Below are 16593 nucleotides of genomic sequence, written 5' to 3'. Positions count from 1 at the left end.
CGGTAAATCCGGCTGTAGATAGATCATTAAAGACTAATCAATATTTTGCGTAGGAATACGATTTTCGGCACTTAACTGAGCCGCTTTTGCTCTGATTTTCTGTTCCAGAATCTCGACCAACTGGTCATTGGGCAAACGTTCTTTTTGTCGCTTACCATCCAGATAAAAACCGCTCATATTACGAGCACCCGTAAGTCCCAAATCAGACACTTCGGCTTCACCCGGGCCATTGACAACACAGCCAATCAACGAGACATCCATTGGCGTAACAATGTCTTCCAAGCGCTCTTCCAAAGCATTTACTGTAGCGATAACGTCGAATTCCTGACGAGAACAAGTTGGACAAGCGATAAAGTTGATACCCCGGCTACGAATGCGTAGCGACTTAAGAATATCAAATCCGACTTTGATTTCTTCCACCGGATCGGCGGCGAGCGAAATACGGATCGTATCGCCAATACCTTCAGCCAGTAACATTCCGAGTCCGACCGCACTCTTCACTGCACCAGCACGAAAACCACCCGCTTCAGTGATGCCTAAGTGCAACGGCTGTTTAATTTGTTTTGCCAGCAAACGGTAAGCACCAACCGCCAGAAAAACATCTGACGCCTTAACGCTGACCTTAAACTGATCAAAGTTCAATTTGTCGAGAATATCCACATGGCGCATTGCCGATTCCACCAGCGCTTCCGGTGTTGGCTCACCATATTTTTCCTGCAAATCTTTCTCCAGCGATCCGGCATTAACGCCTATGCGAATAGGGATATTCTTGTCTTTCGCACTATCAACAACGGCTTTCACACGCTCCATGTTACCGATATTCCCCGGGTTAATACGAAGACAATCAGCGCCATATTCAGCCACTTTAAGTGCGATACGATAGTCAAAATGGATATCAGCGACCAGTGGCACATTCACTCGCTCACGGATCACTTTAAACGCTTCTGCGGCATCCATAGTAGGCACAGACACGCGCACAATTTCACCACCAACCGCCACAATTCGATTAATTTGCGCGACAGTAGCGTCCACATCAGTGGTGGAAGTATTGGTCATAGACTGCACAGCAATAGGTGCACCAGCACCAATGGGAACATTTCCGACATTAATCCGCGTCGATTCACGACGCGTGATAGGCGACTCTGTCTGCATTGAGGTATTTACTCCACTATTTCCACTATGAGCATCTGCAATTTATTCGCCAAGAGGTAATTCAAAACGCGCTGTATATCCCGCTCTAAAACGAGACATATCGACAGGCTCACCGGCAAAGGTGATTTGTACAGACTCAGGTGCTCCCAACACCACTTCAAAAGGCGGGATACCCGACACAGGCATAACACGACCTGACGCTTTCACACCGTAAGCAATATCTTCTCCGGTTGCGTCAGTGATCTTGACCCAGCAATCGCCTGCAAAGGTGAATACCAATTCAACAGGGTCTGACATAACCACTTGGCTATCACCCTGTGCCTCAGGTTGTTCCTCTGCAGTCATTGAATCTGTAGAAGAATCGTTCATATCTGAGCTTGTTATCTCTTCACTAGTCACGTCAGCATATTGAGAGCTATCTTCCTGCCTCGTGATTTCTTGTAGCGAGTCGCCCGCTAAAGAACTGTCTTGCGTAGCACGCACATTAGCACCAGCCAACGCTTCATCAGCATCTTCAACGACTTGTTCAACCTTAGAATCAGCCACAGACACATTATCAGATTCAAACGGCGCGCCAGTGTCAGATGAATAATCCAGCTCATCAGAACTGATTGATGTTTCCGATGTTTCCATACGATCAGCATCCGGAGCATCCGTGTTTAGCTCTGATTCTTCACGATTTTTTTGGCGTTCAGCCACATGACTCATACTGCTTGTATTCGTTTTAGCTGATTGACTTGAAGTCGTCTGCTTCTGGGAAGTTTGTGCAGGTGAGCTCTTACTAGACAGACTCGTGCTAAATTGCCCTTGCTGCAACCACCACATCACAACCAATGCCAAGACAATAATGATGATGAAATAAGTAAACATCATCAAACGTTGATCGCTGGCTTGTTTCGACACTTTTTGAGAAAAGCTCTGCAATTTTGCCGGCTCTTTCTCTTGTGCATTCATCTGCTGATAAGCTTCTAACACCTTGTTGTAATCCAATCCCAACAAGCGTGAATACAATTTGATATAGCCGCGAGTAAAAGTGGCAGAAATGTCAGCCGAATAATTATCTTCTTCCAAATCAACGATAATCTGTAAGCGCAGGTGCAACTTATCGGCAACGGCTTCACGCGTAAGCCCCTGCTCTTCACGGGCAGTCTTCAATATCGAGCCCGGGCTAATTAATTCAATATCGTCCTGTGTTTCGTTACTCATTATTACTACTTTTCCCGCTATTTAGCGTTAGGATCTGAAACAATCAATCGTGTTCCAACTTTAATCTGTGAGTTTGTGCTTAACCCGTTCCACTCAATAAGACGTTGCATACGTACATTATATTTCAACGATATGCGATATAGGTTCTCTCCAGGCTGAACCACGTGGATTCTATCTGACAACGCAGGCTTTTCCAATTCGCCGTTATTCATTGTGGTAGCGTTTTCAATACCTTTGCTGGTTTCCTCAGCTACATCAATCAAACGGGACGGCTCATATTGCGGGTACAACTGCTGCAACATATCTCGATACCCATTGGCAACATCCTGATTTCCAAGCCCCTGCTCTATCGCAATCGCATATTCAAGAGAACGAGCCGAGACCGGAGCCAATTTTTCAAATCGTTGCAACGCATCCTTGGCATCTTGCCAACGTTGCGCAGACACCGTCATTTCCAGCAACAGAAAAGCACTTTTCACTCTGCCTGGTTCATGGCTTAAGGCCGTCTTCAAATAATCAATGGCTTGAGAAATCTTGGCTTGAGCCTGACTACAAATGGCCAAATTCTCATAGGAACCGGCTGTATGTGCATATTGCTGAGAATTAATGGCCTGGAGCAGATATCGTTCAGCCAGAGCATAGCTTCCCTGAGTACACAAAAACGCACCATAAGAATTCAGCAAGTCGGCATTTTCATCATCCAGCCTTAACGCCTGTTGATAATATTGTTCAGCAAGGCGAGGCTCATCGACAGATTGATAGTAATAGGCAAGGGCGAAATGGGTATCAACTAACCCGGGAGCAAATTTCAGCGCTTTGTCCAGATTCGCTTTTGCCTGAGTATAGTTGCCATTTTTAAGATAGGTTAAGCCAAGAGAAACACGCGTTTTCGCCGCTTCCACTTCATTCACATTCTGATGAACAGACGAAGAACTGGAGCTGCATCCCGCTAGATACAAGAGACCTATAGCCACTAATAAAGATTTGACTAGTTTATGCCAACGGATATTCAATTTACCGCGAGCTCCGACTTGTAGCGTTGCATCCATGGAGACTTTCCACATAGAATGTAATCGTATGATTTAAAAACAGTTTATATAATACCTAAGAAAAATCGAATAGATAGGATAAATATTCAAGTATTACGACTGCATCGCAACCTGAATGGCATCCCCTTTCGACTGTTTCTTCATCATACGTTTGGTACGGTCGATCACATCGCCAACCAACTGACCACAGGCCGCATCAATATCATCGCCGCGAGTCTTGCGCACTACAACAGTAAAGCCATATTCCATCAAGACTTTGGAGAAGCGGTCAATACGAGAATTACTCGGACAGGTATAAGGCGAACCAGGATAAGGATTAAAAGGAATAAGGTTGATCTTGGACGGCGTGTCTTTCAATACCTTAGCCAACTCATGGGCTTGATCCATGCTGTCATTCACGCCATTAAGCATAACGTATTCAACCGTCACACGGCCTTGATTGGCATTGGATTTAGTCAAATAACGACGAACTGAGGCTAAAAACTCACTAATAGGATATTTCTTGTTTACCGGTACTAATTCATCACGCAATGAATCATTGGGAGCGTGCAATGAAATGGCCAAAGCAACATCTATTTGATCGCCCAACATATCCAATGCCGGAACGACACCAGAGGTACTCAAGGTAACGCGGCGCTTGGACAAGCCAAAGCCAAAGTCATCCATCATTAAGCGCATGGCGGGAACAACATGTTTCATATTCAACAAGGGTTCACCCATGCCCATCATCACCACATTGGTAATAGGACGCTTGGAGGTGTCTTTGCTCAACCCGATAAAGTTAGCAACACGCCAAACCTGACCGATAATTTCAGCAACCGACAAGTTACGGTTAAAACCTTGCTGAGCGGTAGAGCAGAAGCTGCATTCCAAGGCACAACCCACCTGGGAAGACACACACAATGTGGCGCGATCCGATTCTGGTATCCAGACAGTTTCTACTTCCTGTCCACCTTCCAGCAACATGGCAAATTTGATAGTGCCGTCACGCGCTTCTTTATGAAAGGAAATTTCGGGCGCTTTCACTTCACAGGTATTAATCAGCTTTTCCCGCAAATTTTTATTGAGGTTAGTCATGTTATTGAAGTCGCTTTCACCATTGTGGTAAATCCACTTCATAACCTGATCAGCACGAAAAGGCTTTTCACCAATGCTGGCAAAAAACTCACGCAAGCCTTGCTTGTCGAAATTCAACAGGTTGGTTTTGCTCGGCAGCGCCACTGCTGTCATGCTGTTATCCTCAGTCTTAGGTGTTACAGGTGTTGTCTAAATACAAGCTTAGCTAACAGGTTTAGTCAAAAGCTCGCAAAAAGGCGAAATATTGTACAAATTTATAGTGTAAAAAGCGACTATAGAATTTGTCCTATCATGTCTTTTGAAAGTGCGTTTCAAAAATGTCTTTCGAATATTGAGTCGCTAATAAGGAATCAAGATTAGAAAAACGCCTCAGCAAAAAGCACAAAACAAAGCGCAAAAAGGGCGCATTAAGCGCCCTGATGACTTATTTTGTATCGCAGATTAACGAGTACGAGGGCAAATCTCTTCGTCAGCGAAGAAATAAGCGATTTCACGCGCCGCAGACTCAGGTGCGTCTGAACCGTGAACAGCATTCTCGTCGATAGACTCAGCGAAATCAGCACGCAAAGTACCAGCCAATGCATCTTTAGGGTTAGTTGCACCCATGATTTCACGATTTTTTCTTACTGCGTCTTCGCCTTCAAGTACTTGAACCATTACAGGGCCAGAAGTCATGAATTCGATCAATGCAGGGAAGAAAGGACGCTCTTTGTGTTCTGCGTAAAAACCTTCCGCTTTGTCTTTGCTCAAATGCACCATTTTAGATGCAACAATGCGCAAGCCAGCAGTTTCAAAACGGTTGTAGATCGCACCGATGACATTCTTAGCCACGGCATCAGGTTTGATAATAGAAAAAGTACGTTCAAGTGCCATGAATCGGCTCCAATTTGCTTAATTCAAAAAAACGGCGCGGATTATATGCAATAAAAATAGCCGTGCCTATGCCTTGCGAGCTTTTTTTTCAACTTTTCTGCATCATTTTATTCACAGGCTTGTTCATTAAGCCTGGGCAAAAATAATAAACCATCGTGAAATCAGAGACTTTAAGCTCACTGTTTAACCTGAACAGCAAGCTAAACCTGACGTAACTTGCTAACGGCATCAATCACAATATCAGCCGCTCTATCAACATCTTGCTCAGTGGTAAAACGACCAAAGCTGAATCGAATAGAGGCATGTGCCAGTTCATTTTCAACGCCTAATGCTCTTAACACATAGGAAGGTTCAAGACTGGCAGAAGTACAGGCAGAGCCAGAAGAGACAGCAACATCTTTCAACGCCATTAACAAGGCTTCACCTTCCACCTCGGCAAAACTGATATTTATAATGCCCGCAACGGCAGCCGACTGCTCACCATTCACAAATACATTAGGTAATGATTGCACTTTCTGCCAAAAGCGCTGTTTCAGGTTGAGAATCCTTTGCGCTTCCGCTTGCAATTTTTCACCAGCTAAACGACAGGCTTCACCCAAGCCAACAATCTGATGCGTTGCCAAGGTTCCCGAACGCATACCACGTTCATGCCCACCGCCATGAGTCTGAGCAACCAGCCTCACTTTAGGCTTACGCTTAACGTAAAGCGCTCCAATACCTTTGGGGCCATAAAATTTATGAGCAGAAATGGATAGCAAATCAACGCCCAGCTCACGTACATCAATGGGTAGTTTTCCCGTGGCCTGAGCCGCATCAACATGCACCAAAATGCCACGTTCAGCACATAAAGAAACGACAGTCTTAATATCCTGGATAACGCCAATTTCGTTGTTTACCTGCATCACAGACACCAACACCGTATCGTCTCTCAGCGTTTTGGCAAACAGCTCCATATCCAACATGCCATTGGCTTGCACATCCAAAAACGTCACATCAAACCCTTGCTCTGCCATCCACTCGACAGTATCCAACACGGCTTTATGTTCCGTCTTTAACGTGATGATGTGTTTGCCTTTCTCCTGATATTGCTGAGCCGCACCTTTAATCGCAAGATTGTTGGATTCGGTCGCACCGGAAGTGAATACAATTTCTCGGGGATCGGCATTGATAAGGTTAGCCACTTGTTCCCGAGCTTCCTCAACCGCTTCTTCGGCTTGCCAGCCATAGCGATGAGAACGTGATGATGGATTACCAAAACATCCATCCATTGTGAGGTATTTCGACATTAACTCTGCCACAGCGGGATCGACTGGCGTCGTAGCAGCATAATCAAGATAAATAGGCGCAGACATAAAGAACCTTACTCAGAAGAACTTTGCACAACCCTTACAGTTGCATGCTAATTTCAATTTCTCTGGATGATGTCTTACTGTCCTGACGATCCGCAGTATTCTTCACATCAGCTTGAGACATCAACTCTCCGAGCGTGATGTTATCAAGAAATACTGCGATTCGCTCGCTCAAATCTTGCCAAAGGCTATGTGTAAGGCAACGCTCTCCACCCTGACAATCAGCCGCACCGGAACAGCGAGTAGCATCAACGGTCTCATCAACGGCACGAATCACCTGACCAACAGAGATCATCTCAGGCTCTTTACCCAAGCGATAACCACCACCGGGGCCTCGAACACTGGAAACTAATTCTTCACGACGCAAACGGGCAAACAACTGTTCAAGATAAGATAGGGAGATCGCCTGACGGACAGAGATATCTGCCAGCGACACAGGGCCTTTCTGAGAATGCAGCGCTACATCCAGCATCGCAGTTACAGCGTATCGACCTTTGGAAGTAAGTTTCATAACAGTTGCCTTGGTTGAGTTGCCAAGGATAGTCACATACCTGACTAAATCAGTCAAGTATTCCAAAGGAGCCAAAGCCGACTCGGGTCTGTAAAGAAAATGTTGCCGACGCTATTCTCTTCCAGCCTCGTCAGCCACCTTATTTACCGAGCTCAAAATACCGCGCAAGATATTCAACTCTTGCGATTCAGGACGAGCACGATTAAACAAGCGCCGCAGCTTGGTCATCACAATGCCAGGATGATTAGGAATAATGAACTGGGTACGCTGCAAGGTTTTTTCCAAATGCACATAAAAGCCTTCAAGTTCTTCCGACAGTGGGTACTCACTTTGCTGTGACGGGATCTTGTCTTTTTCCAGAAACGCCATGCGAACTTCATAGCAGAGAGTTTGCACCGCCGCCGCCAAATTTAAAGAACTGTATTCAGGGTTAGCGTCAATGCACACATGAAAGTGACATAGCTGTAATTCTTCATTGGATAAGCCGCTGTTCTCTCGACCAAACACCAGCGCGGTTTTGTATTGCTCAGATTCAGAAACAATCTTCTTGCCACATTCTCTTGAATCCAGCATCGGCCAGGACAAGGTACGAGAACGAGCACTGGTTCCAATTACCAAACCGCAATCACTAATGGCATCTTGCAGATTGTCAAAGGTTTGCGCATGAGCCAACACATCACCCGCCCCCGCCGCCAAGGCACTGGCTTTACCATCAATGGGTGAAACAGGATTAACCAATACTAACTCAGACAACCCCATGGTCTTCATGGCGCGTGCAGCAGAACCGATATTGCCGGTATGGGAAGTGTTTACCAGTACAATCTTAACCTTATCTAACATAGCTGAAATGAATACCCGATAGCTCTTAATTTTTTAAGGGGCGCATCATAGCATATTGATAAATGTGATTTTCAACCGAAATGCAATAAGGCGTCTCAGAGTTACCCAAGACGCCAGAAATGAAATATTGTTAATGAAGCAAAACGAAGGTTGAGCCGTTCTGTTTTGCGTTATCAACTGACACATTAGAAAGGGTCACTAAAAACGATGAATCTGCTGGAGCTGACAAACTCTCATATACATATGGGTCACCATCGATATATGCAGATATCACCCTAAACGAATGACTTTTCCCAGTATCGTTAACAACTTCAATATTAACTTCGATGTCAAGCGACTGAGTGCGAAGAGAACTCTCTTCAAGACGTTTCAACTTTTCTGCAATGGAAGAGGGGAAACCAACAGCCAACAAATTGTCTTCAGAAGACTGAATATTTAATTTCGTTTCTGAAGCAAGTTTTCCATCGTTGTCTCTTTCTAAAACCATGGGAATATGAAAGTGAGCATAAGATTTGAATTGTTTCGTAAAACATTCATTGAACTGAGCCCCTGTAAAGATGTTAGATATCTGGGTCTTTGCTTTTTGTAAAGAATCCGATTCCTGGCGGGAATCCTTATAGGATGTGCAGCTTGGAACCTCAACATAAAGGTCTCCAACAATATCTTTGGTTTTAGTGGAAAGTAAATCTGAAATATTAACCCTAGTTTCGATAGAGCCTTTGCATCCTGTAAGGAATAAAAGTCCAAAACACAGAAGAAATTTAAAATAATGCATTTTTTTATTCCTTTAAAAAAATTTAATTGTTATTCATTCCTTTCTTCATTTCCTCCTTAATATTTTCTCCGAGCTCCAAGATTTCCTTAGCAGTCTTGCCATTCAACTTTTCATCAACCTGAGCAATCATTTCTTCTTTTGAAATATCATTCCCAATATTTCTAAGCACATTTATCATGTAAATGCCTTTAATAACTTCTTCTAACTTTTGTTTGTCATCTGAAGAAAGGGGTTCCATCATTGCCTGAATAGAATCTTTTTTGGCAGCATCAGAAGATGAATCGAAAGTGGCTTCGCCACATGCAGTCAAGAAGCTGATAGTTGAAACTAAAATTAATAGTCTGAATAAAATTTTCATAACATTTTCCCAATATATCCTTGCTAATAGTCATAGCGTTAATCAAAGTAAATCCTAAGCCTTTATAAAAACGAGCATGCTCGCGAGGCAGATTATTCCATAAAAAATGATTAATTCATTGTTATTTTTTATAAATTTTTATATTGGTTTATTTTTTATAACTCCCCAAACAAACGAAGGAACACCTTCAAAATCCCCATATCCTTTTTAACAACTACCACAACACTCAACAATTGCTTTTCCAGTTTATTTTCCCTTCAATTTCTGTTAGAGTGCGCGCCGCTTTTGGGCTATGCTTATTTTTACCCGTTTTTGCGGATACTTTTTGGCTCTATAACAGCCCTACAACCCGACAGCCATACATATATGGATAACCATAATGGCGAGTCGGCCTAACAGTTCTTTTTACAATTTGGTGGTACGAACATGCATCCTATGTTGAATATTGCGATCCGCGCTGCGCGATCTGCAGGAGATTTTATTGCTCGCAGTTTTGAGTCCGACGTAGACATTAAAGCAGAGAAAAAAGGCGATAATGACTATGTAACCAAAATTGATAGAGAAGCAGAACAAATCATTATCAACAAAATCAAGCAATCTTACCCGGAACATAGTTTTGTGGGTGAAGAAAGTGGTATCACCGAAGGCTCTGAAGACTTCAAATGGGTCATTGACCCTATCGACGGTACAACCAATTTTGTTATGGGCGTACCACACTTTTGTGTTTCTATCGCGTTATTCTACAAAGGCAAACTGGATCAAGCCGTCGTATTCGATCCTATTCGTAGCGAATTGTTCACTGCATCAAAAGGAAAAGGTGCTCAAATGAATAATTACCGTTTGAGAGTGAATCAAAGCAAAGAACTAACCGGCACGCTTCTGGGCTCAGGCTTTCCATATAAGAAGAAAGAAAACTCTGTAGAAGCTATTGAGCGCTTTGGCAAGGTTTATGAAAAATGCGGCGATATACGCTGCTCAGGTTCTGCCGCTCTGGATATGGCCTATGTGGCAGCAGGTCGCCTGGATGGTTACTGGGAAAAAGGCATTAAGCCTTGGGACATCGCCGCTGGTGAACTATTAGTGAAAGAAGCGGGTGGTTTGGTCACTGATTTCGCAGGCGGGCACGACCATCTGAAGAAAGAAGAAGCCGTTGCTGGCAACCCTAAAATTGTTCAGTCGCTGGTAAAAATCCTTAAGTAACCCACCATTTATAGTGTCTATTGCCTCTTTTGTTCACCGAAAGAGGCAATTTTCTCAAATCATCACATGCCTTTACAGGCTGATTTTATTTAACCCCATATATGGGGTTATTTAGCTTTTCCAGAATATAGATAAATAGCCATAACTATTTATTAACTCCCATTAGCGCTTCAAGAATAACCATCTATACTCAATTTTATTGTCTTATTTTCAGACGATATGGTGTCAATTCCATGTCATTGCACATCAGATCGGAGAGTAACGGTCATTAGGGATGAATATGAGTATTTGGACAAATATAGCGACCACATATTCAACATCAAACCTGTTCAAAGCAGGTGTGGCAAAGCTACGTTCAGAAGCATCCCACACCCATCCAGATCAAATAAATCACTCATTCCAATCATTAATGTGCCAGATGGTTAGCAGGCATCAGTTAATTGATTTTAAGTACCAGCATTCTCCAACAAGGAGAAAGAGCAAAACATAATCCTATTAAAAACCCAATGAGGCTTAAATAAAATTTATCGCTAAAAAATAATAACAAGCTCAGGCATTAACAGTGTTATCAGTTCAGGAGAGTCGAGTGTTGAATAACATACAATTTTCAGGTTCACATGAAGTCAATTCGCAAGGGCTTCTGCAAGAGATTGCACATGGTTTATCTCATGATTTTGGCGCATGCTTACGAGCCGTTCGATGTTTCGCAGAACTCATAAAGAAACACCACGGAAACAACATTTCTGAAGATGAACAGATCTGGTTTAACCTGATCCAGGAAAACAGTGAAAAAATGGATAGCATGATTAAAGCTCTTGTCCATTACTTACGCCTGCAACACGAATCAGAGCCTGTAACAGAATTCAACTTTTCAGATCTGGTCGACACAATCGTTCATCAACAAATACTGAAACACGAATCGGGAGCTCGTAGTAATCACAATATTCCGGATATTACGATTAAGGATTTACCCAAAACCATTAGTGCCAGAAAAAATCAGATGTCAATTCTGATCAGCAGCCTGCTCGACAATGCGCTTAAATACCAGCCTCAAAAGAAATCCCATACCCCACGCATTACGATTGATTGCAACGCCATTACCAGCGGATACGTGTTAACAACCAGTGATAACGGCATTGGTGTTCACGCCAAGCAGCTCCCCTTACTAACGCGTCCATTTACCCGAGGTGTTGACGAAAGGGATTATCCGGGTTTGGGAATGGGATTGAGCTATTGCGCTTTAGTGGCAATGCAACATAAAGCCAAGCTAAAACTACACTCAGATGTAAACAAAGGCTTTAGCGCCAGTTTTGAATTTCTACAACCGGTAAATTAGGTGGCGACATGGTTCAACGTTACCTTGATGTGTGTTGTTACTACGATCCCAAGAACATCTTATTGCTTGAGGATAATTACTCCGACATTGAAATTATCAACCAATTGATAATTCAATCGTCTCTGAGTACGAGTAATTTTAAAAACGTAAAGTATTTTTCTGATGCATTGAAGGAACTGGATAAAGGTAACTATGACATCATCTTACTGGACTTGAACCTGCCAGACAGTTCCGGGCTGGAAAACGTGTCGGTAATTAATGCCCGTTTTCCCGAACTGCCCATCGTGGTACTAACCGGAATAGATGATCTCAAAACCGCCCTTGAAGCATTGAAAATGGGAGCTCAGGACTACCTCACCAAAGATCAAATCAATTCCGACATACTGGCTCGCAGCATTCGTTACTCTATTGAACGAAAAAACTCTGAGCACCTACTGAAAAAAGCACTGGAAGAATCGCATAGCAGATATGAACAACTGGAAAAAATTGCCAAGCACGACTTCCTCACGCAATTACCCAATCGCTCCTACTTTGAATCAGTCCTGCACCGAAACCTCCATAACGCCATGCTCAGCGGCAAAGCGGTAGCATTGCTCTACCTTGACCTGAACGGCTTCAAAACCATTAATGACACATTGGGGCATGAAGTGGGCGACGAACTACTAAAACAGGTCGCGCAAAGGCTCAATGACATGGTCAGAAGCAGTGATTTTGTTGCTCGCCTCGGCGGCGACGAATTTGTTGTGCTAACCGACTTACTGGATTACCGCTCCGAAGTATTTAGCTTGGTGAATCGAATACTAAAAAGTTTTGAACAGGAATTTATTACTGAGCAACAAGCTCTAACCTGCCAACCATCCATTGGCGTGGCTTTCTATCCAGAAGGGCCGACACCGGAAATATTGGTAAAACAGGCCGACTATGCCATGTACGAAGCGAAAGAAAAGCGCAATGTGCCAGTTTGTTTTTATACGAAAAAAATGCGTCTGCAATTTTCCCGCACCTTACAAATTCAAAATGAATTATATGCTGCCGTACAGAACAACGAGTTTGATGTTCACTTTCAAAAAGTGATAGACCCCTACAATGAACACAATTTAATTTACGAAGCCTTACTCAGATGGAACTCTCATTTGCTCGGCAATATTCCACCATCAGAGTTCATACCGGTTTTGGAAAATGGCCCAATGGCAGACTCCTTAACTATGCTGGCATTGGAAAAGTCGGCACAGCTTATGAGCAATCTGGCAAATAGCAACGTCACGATTAAAATCAACATCAGCGCAGCACAATTGAGTAGCCCCGACTTTTACAACTTTCTCCTGCGAAGCCTGAACAAACTAAACATCCCTAAAACCAACCTGTGTATAGAATTAACAGAAAGAGAACTGGTTAAAAATGCAGATCGTTGTCTCAATCATATTTTAATGCTGAAACAACATGGAATTGCTATTGCACTTGATGATTTCGGAACCGGGTATTCGTCTCTGACCAACATTATCAACTTGCCTATCGACTACCTCAAAATCGATCGCATCCTGATACGTGATATCGACCAAAACACACCTCATCAAGCACTCATTGCAGGCATAATCGAAATGGCACACAGGCTCAATATGAAAGTTTCCGCTGAAGGAATAGAGTCAGAACCCGAATACCATGTTATGCAACAACTCGGCTGTGACTTATTCCAGGGTTTTTACTTTGCTCGTCCAGAGCCTTTAGACTCATTAACACAGCCCAAAGAGACTTGCCAGGATTAGTAAATCCAAACTCTCACATCTTCTTCTTTGGGAGTTTCATGAATATCATCATCCACTGAACAACGGAATGATTCTCTTTTTCCAGCACCAAACCCGTCGTCGATAGTCGCGATCCCCATTACATCGGTACGTCCGGAAATCAGCTTATTAGGTTGGCTATATAAGGAATGGATTTCATAACCATAACGAGCGACTTTTTTAATAGCATTGATACAGACTTTTTCTTGCCACGTATTCTTATCGCCACAAGCATTTAACAAAAACACAGATAAAACAGCACAAGAGAGTAACTTAACGGAGCGCATTTTATTAACCACTGTATTAACGAACAAGCGTAGCGAAATCCTCCTGTGAACAATATGATTATTGTTCCACTCGCACTTATTCAGACTGGACCTAGAGTGCTATTTTAGCCTCGAAATTTCTCTGTGTTTATACGGTTCAGATTCATGGTATGCGATCCAATACCTTGCTCATTAATGCTACAAAAGTGCAAACACCGACTGATATTGAGCAAGCTGTTTATTTGATTGAGAATTCAGGTTTGCCTGAGAATTTTTATTTTCTGAGCCATTAGAGCGTTCCGCCGCCTGTTTCACCAACTCTTCCAAAGCTTGCTGCAATTTTTCTAAACGCTCTTCCAACAGGTTAAGTTCCTTCTTTTGTGTTTCACTTAGTGGCTTGGTTTTATTTAGCGCTTCAATAGCTTGCTCGGTTTTCTCAATTTCCTCTTTGATCTCTTCCATTTTTTCCTGATCAATACCTAAACGATGATTCAGGGTTTTCTCAAAAGCGACTTGCAGGAAATCTTTCTCCGACTGAATATCGACAACATCGTTGCCGCTTTGTTCTGCGCTTGTGGCAAGAGCTTGCCCACCAATTGCGTCTGTTTTCGTATCAGTTGAAGTACCAGATTTTCCAGCAGCAGCCTGTCCATACATTTGCTGCCAAGACATGTAGTCCGATTGAGTTACAATCATGCGATTATTCCTGCTCATTATCGTTATGAAAGATGACAAAAAAGAGCAAGTTCAGTGCCAAAGAAAAATCGCAGCTTCAACAACTTGCAAGGGATGGCGACTCACTGCAATATTGCGCCAGCAAAACATGCAAACAAAATGATTGAGGCGAATTAATGGCATTGTTGTGGTTAATCACTGCGTTATGGGCGTTTTCCTTTTCCCTGATTGGCGTGTACTTGGCAGGTCAGGTTGATGCCTATATCGCCGTGACTTCCAGAATGGCACTGGCCTTAATCATATTCTTGCCCTTCTTGCGTAAAGTAGACTGGAAACAAGCGCTCACGCTGATGACCATTGGAGCTATTGAAATTGGCATCATGTACCTGTTTCTTTATAAGTCTTATCAATATCTGAGCGTGCCTGAACTGTTACTTTTCACCATATTTACGCCGCTTTATGTCAGCTTGTTCGCCGACCTGTTTGCCAAACGTTTACTCTCATCCATTGCCAAAAGCCTTTGGCTGCCAGCGGTGTTAGCCGTTGCCGGAGCAGCCGTCATTCGCTGGACAGAGTTAAGTGGCGACTATTGGCAAGGCTTTCTGCTCATTCAGGCAGCCAATGCCTGTTTTGCCTTTGGGCAAGTCTGGTATCGGCATCACAGTCAAAGCACAAACGTGCCGCACAAAACCCGATTTGCCTAGTTCTTTTTAGGCGCGTTAATCATTACCAGTATTGCCATGTTCAGTTGGGCTGACTGGAACAAAATCCCTTCCAACGAAGTACAATACGGCGTATTGCTCTGGTTAGGTGTGGTCGCTTCTGGCTTGGGATATTTGGGCTGGAGTTACGGTTCCACACAGGTATCTGCGCAGCAACTAGCGGTAATGAACAACATGCTCATCCCGGCAGGCATATTGGTTAACGTGCTCATTTGGAATGGCAGTGCCGATTGGGTTCGCCTGGGTATTGGTGGAATATTTATTGTTCTTGCCCTCATGGTGAGTAGTAAAAAGAAATAAACTACCCGCACCTGTTTTATTGATGTAGATTAATGGCAGTTAGCTATACTCATTTAAACCCATAAGGCAGGCGCGCTATTATGATGGATGAACTTATCGACCAAATTCCCAAAGCCGAATTACATTTGCATATTGAAGGTTCGCTGGAACCTGAACTCATGATGCAACTGGCACACAAACACAGTGTTTCACTCCCCTATAACAGCATCGAAGAAGTCGAACAGGCCTATAACTTTGAAAACCTGCAAAGCTTTCTGGATTTGTATTATCTGGGCGCTTCCGTACTGCGCGACGAAGACGATTTTTACCAGTTAATGTGGCAATACCTTTGCCACTGCAAGGAAGACAATATCGTCCACGCCGAAATTATGTTCGACCCGCAAACCCATACCGACAGAGGAATTGGCTTCGACGTATTTATGCCAGGTTTTAAGCGGGCGCTTGATAAAGCCAAGCAGAAATGGGGCATTACCCACAGGCTCATTATGTGTTTCTTACGCCATTTGCCAGAACAAAGCGCACTGGAAACACTCGAAGCCGCAACGCCTTATCTGGATATGATCACAGCGGTTGGCCTCGACAGCTCAGAAGTCGGCAATCCACCAGAAAACTTCACCAAAGCCTTCGCCAAAGCCAAAGAGCTGGGGTTATTGCGTGTTGCACATGCAGGTGAAGAAGGCCCGCCTGAATATATTTGGGGTGCACTCAACAGCCTCGACGTACAACGCATCGACCACGGTGTACGCTGTATCGAAGACGAAAAACTCATGCAGGAACTGATACAAAAGCACATCCCTTTAACTGTGTGTCCGCTATCCAATATTAAGCTTTGTGTATTTGATCACATGCGTGATCACAACATTCTTGAGTTGTTAGGCAGAGGGTTATTGGTCACGGTGAACTCAGATGACCCAAGTTATTTTGGCGGCTACATAAATGACAATTTCCGCTCAATGAACGAACATTTGGGTATGTCGGAGCAAGAGTTAAAACAACTCTGCATTAACAGTTTTAAAGGCAGTTTTCTGGATCAGGCATCTAAAGATAAGTGGATCCAACAAATAGAGCAGATGTAAAAACAAAGACTCCTGCTCTTTCGGGCAGGAGTCTCAAGATCACAACT

18 protein-coding genes are annotated in these 16593 nt (G+C 43.5%); 6 read left to right on the top strand and 12 right to left on the bottom strand.

The window, feature by feature from the left end:
- Positions 1 to 33 precede the first annotated feature (33 nt).
- From ispG to KIH87_RS03435, 10 genes are all read right to left on the bottom strand, one after another.
- Positions 34 to 1152, bottom strand: coding sequence for a flavodoxin-dependent (E)-4-hydroxy-3-methylbut-2-enyl-diphosphate synthase (gene ispG, locus KIH87_RS03480; protein ID WP_232360145.1), 1119 nt, complete (start codon positions 1150 to 1152; stop codon positions 34 to 36).
- Positions 1153 to 1194: 42 nt separating this feature from the next.
- Positions 1195 to 2358: a RodZ domain-containing protein gene (locus KIH87_RS03475; RefSeq protein ID WP_232360144.1), complete on the bottom strand. Its 1164-nt coding sequence runs from the start codon at positions 2356 to 2358 to the stop codon at positions 1195 to 1197.
- A 17-nt stretch (positions 2359 to 2375) separates the two neighbouring features.
- A complete protein-coding gene (gene pilW / locus KIH87_RS03470; protein ID WP_232360143.1) occupies positions 2376 to 3407 on the bottom strand; it encodes a type IV pilus biogenesis/stability protein PilW in 1032 nt (343 codons plus the stop codon).
- 93 nt (positions 3408 to 3500) lie between these two features.
- The gene (locus tag KIH87_RS03465; RefSeq protein WP_232360142.1) at positions 3501 to 4637 is read right to left on the bottom strand and encodes a bifunctional tRNA (adenosine(37)-C2)-methyltransferase TrmG/ribosomal RNA large subunit methyltransferase RlmN; all 1137 of its coding nucleotides are present in this window, start codon (positions 4635 to 4637) and stop codon (positions 3501 to 3503) included.
- Between the two features lie 288 nt (positions 4638 to 4925).
- Positions 4926 to 5357: a nucleoside-diphosphate kinase gene (ndk, locus tag KIH87_RS03460; RefSeq protein ID WP_232360141.1), complete on the bottom strand. Its 432-nt coding sequence runs from the start codon at positions 5355 to 5357 to the stop codon at positions 4926 to 4928.
- 200 nt (positions 5358 to 5557) lie between these two features.
- Positions 5558 to 6709, bottom strand: a complete 1152-nt coding sequence (locus tag KIH87_RS03455; protein ID WP_232360140.1) for an IscS subfamily cysteine desulfurase — start codon at positions 6707 to 6709, stop codon at positions 5558 to 5560.
- A 34-nt stretch (positions 6710 to 6743) separates the two neighbouring features.
- The gene (gene iscR, locus KIH87_RS03450) at positions 6744 to 7217 is read right to left on the bottom strand and encodes a Fe-S cluster assembly transcriptional regulator IscR (RefSeq protein WP_232360139.1); all 474 of its coding nucleotides are present in this window, start codon (positions 7215 to 7217) and stop codon (positions 6744 to 6746) included.
- A 111-nt stretch (positions 7218 to 7328) separates the two neighbouring features.
- Positions 7329 to 8057 (bottom strand): tRNA (cytosine(32)/uridine(32)-2'-O)-methyltransferase TrmJ, encoded by a 729-nt coding sequence (gene trmJ, locus KIH87_RS03445; protein ID WP_232360138.1) that lies wholly within the window; start codon positions 8055 to 8057, stop codon positions 7329 to 7331.
- Positions 8058 to 8187: 130 nt separating this feature from the next.
- On the bottom strand, positions 8188 to 8832 hold the full coding sequence (locus tag KIH87_RS03440; protein ID WP_232360137.1) for a DUF7424 family protein: 645 nt from the start codon (positions 8830 to 8832) through the stop codon (positions 8188 to 8190).
- Between the two features lie 22 nt (positions 8833 to 8854).
- On the bottom strand, positions 8855 to 9190 hold the full coding sequence (locus KIH87_RS03435) for a DUF6694 family lipoprotein (protein ID WP_232360136.1): 336 nt from the start codon (positions 9188 to 9190) through the stop codon (positions 8855 to 8857).
- Positions 9191 to 9616: 426 nt separating this feature from the next.
- On the opposite strand from KIH87_RS03435, the gene suhB reads away from it, so the two are divergent.
- The 3 genes from suhB to KIH87_RS03420 all read left to right on the top strand — a co-directional run bounded on the left by suhB (position 9617) and on the right by KIH87_RS03420 (position 13489).
- Positions 9617 to 10390, top strand: coding sequence for an inositol-1-monophosphatase (gene suhB / locus KIH87_RS03430; RefSeq protein WP_232360135.1), 774 nt, complete (start codon positions 9617 to 9619; stop codon positions 10388 to 10390).
- 586 nt (positions 10391 to 10976) lie between these two features.
- Positions 10977 to 11726, top strand: a complete 750-nt coding sequence (locus KIH87_RS03425; RefSeq protein ID WP_232360134.1) for a sensor histidine kinase — start codon at positions 10977 to 10979, stop codon at positions 11724 to 11726.
- Between the two features lie 8 nt (positions 11727 to 11734).
- Positions 11735 to 13489, top strand: a complete 1755-nt coding sequence (locus KIH87_RS03420; RefSeq protein ID WP_232360133.1) for a GGDEF domain-containing response regulator — start codon at positions 11735 to 11737, stop codon at positions 13487 to 13489.
- Here the strand turns inward: KIH87_RS03420 and KIH87_RS03415 are convergent.
- Both KIH87_RS03415 and KIH87_RS03410 read right to left on the bottom strand, forming a co-directional pair.
- Entirely contained in the window at positions 13486 to 13794 is a 309-nt protein-coding gene (locus KIH87_RS03415; protein WP_232360132.1) for a hypothetical protein, read from the bottom strand. The genes KIH87_RS03420 and KIH87_RS03415 overlap by 4 nt on opposite strands.
- A 177-nt stretch (positions 13795 to 13971) precedes the next feature.
- Entirely contained in the window at positions 13972 to 14469 is a 498-nt protein-coding gene (locus KIH87_RS03410; protein ID WP_232360131.1) for a hypothetical protein, read from the bottom strand.
- 155 nt (positions 14470 to 14624) lie between these two features.
- On the opposite strand from KIH87_RS03410, the gene KIH87_RS19465 reads away from it, so the two are divergent.
- The 3 genes from KIH87_RS19465 (at position 14625) to KIH87_RS03400 (ending at position 16546) form a co-directional block, all read left to right on the top strand.
- Positions 14625 to 15152, top strand: a complete 528-nt coding sequence (locus tag KIH87_RS19465) for an EamA family transporter (protein WP_332460727.1) — start codon at positions 14625 to 14627, stop codon at positions 15150 to 15152.
- A 36-nt stretch (positions 15153 to 15188) separates the two neighbouring features.
- Positions 15189 to 15470: an EamA/DMT transporter family protein gene (locus KIH87_RS19460; protein ID WP_332460726.1), complete on the top strand. Its 282-nt coding sequence runs from the start codon at positions 15189 to 15191 to the stop codon at positions 15468 to 15470.
- Between the two features lie 83 nt (positions 15471 to 15553).
- The gene (locus KIH87_RS03400) at positions 15554 to 16546 is read left to right on the top strand and encodes an adenosine deaminase (RefSeq protein WP_232361423.1); all 993 of its coding nucleotides are present in this window, start codon (positions 15554 to 15556) and stop codon (positions 16544 to 16546) included.
- Positions 16547 to 16593: the final 47 nt, after the last annotated feature.

It is taken from the genome of Paraneptunicella aestuarii (assembly GCF_019900845.1).
GTDB classification, from domain to species: domain Bacteria; phylum Pseudomonadota; class Gammaproteobacteria; order Enterobacterales; family Alteromonadaceae; genus Paraneptunicella; species Paraneptunicella aestuarii.
Note: the sequence above shows the minus strand (reverse complement) of the source record. Positions and strands in the feature narration are given on the sequence as shown.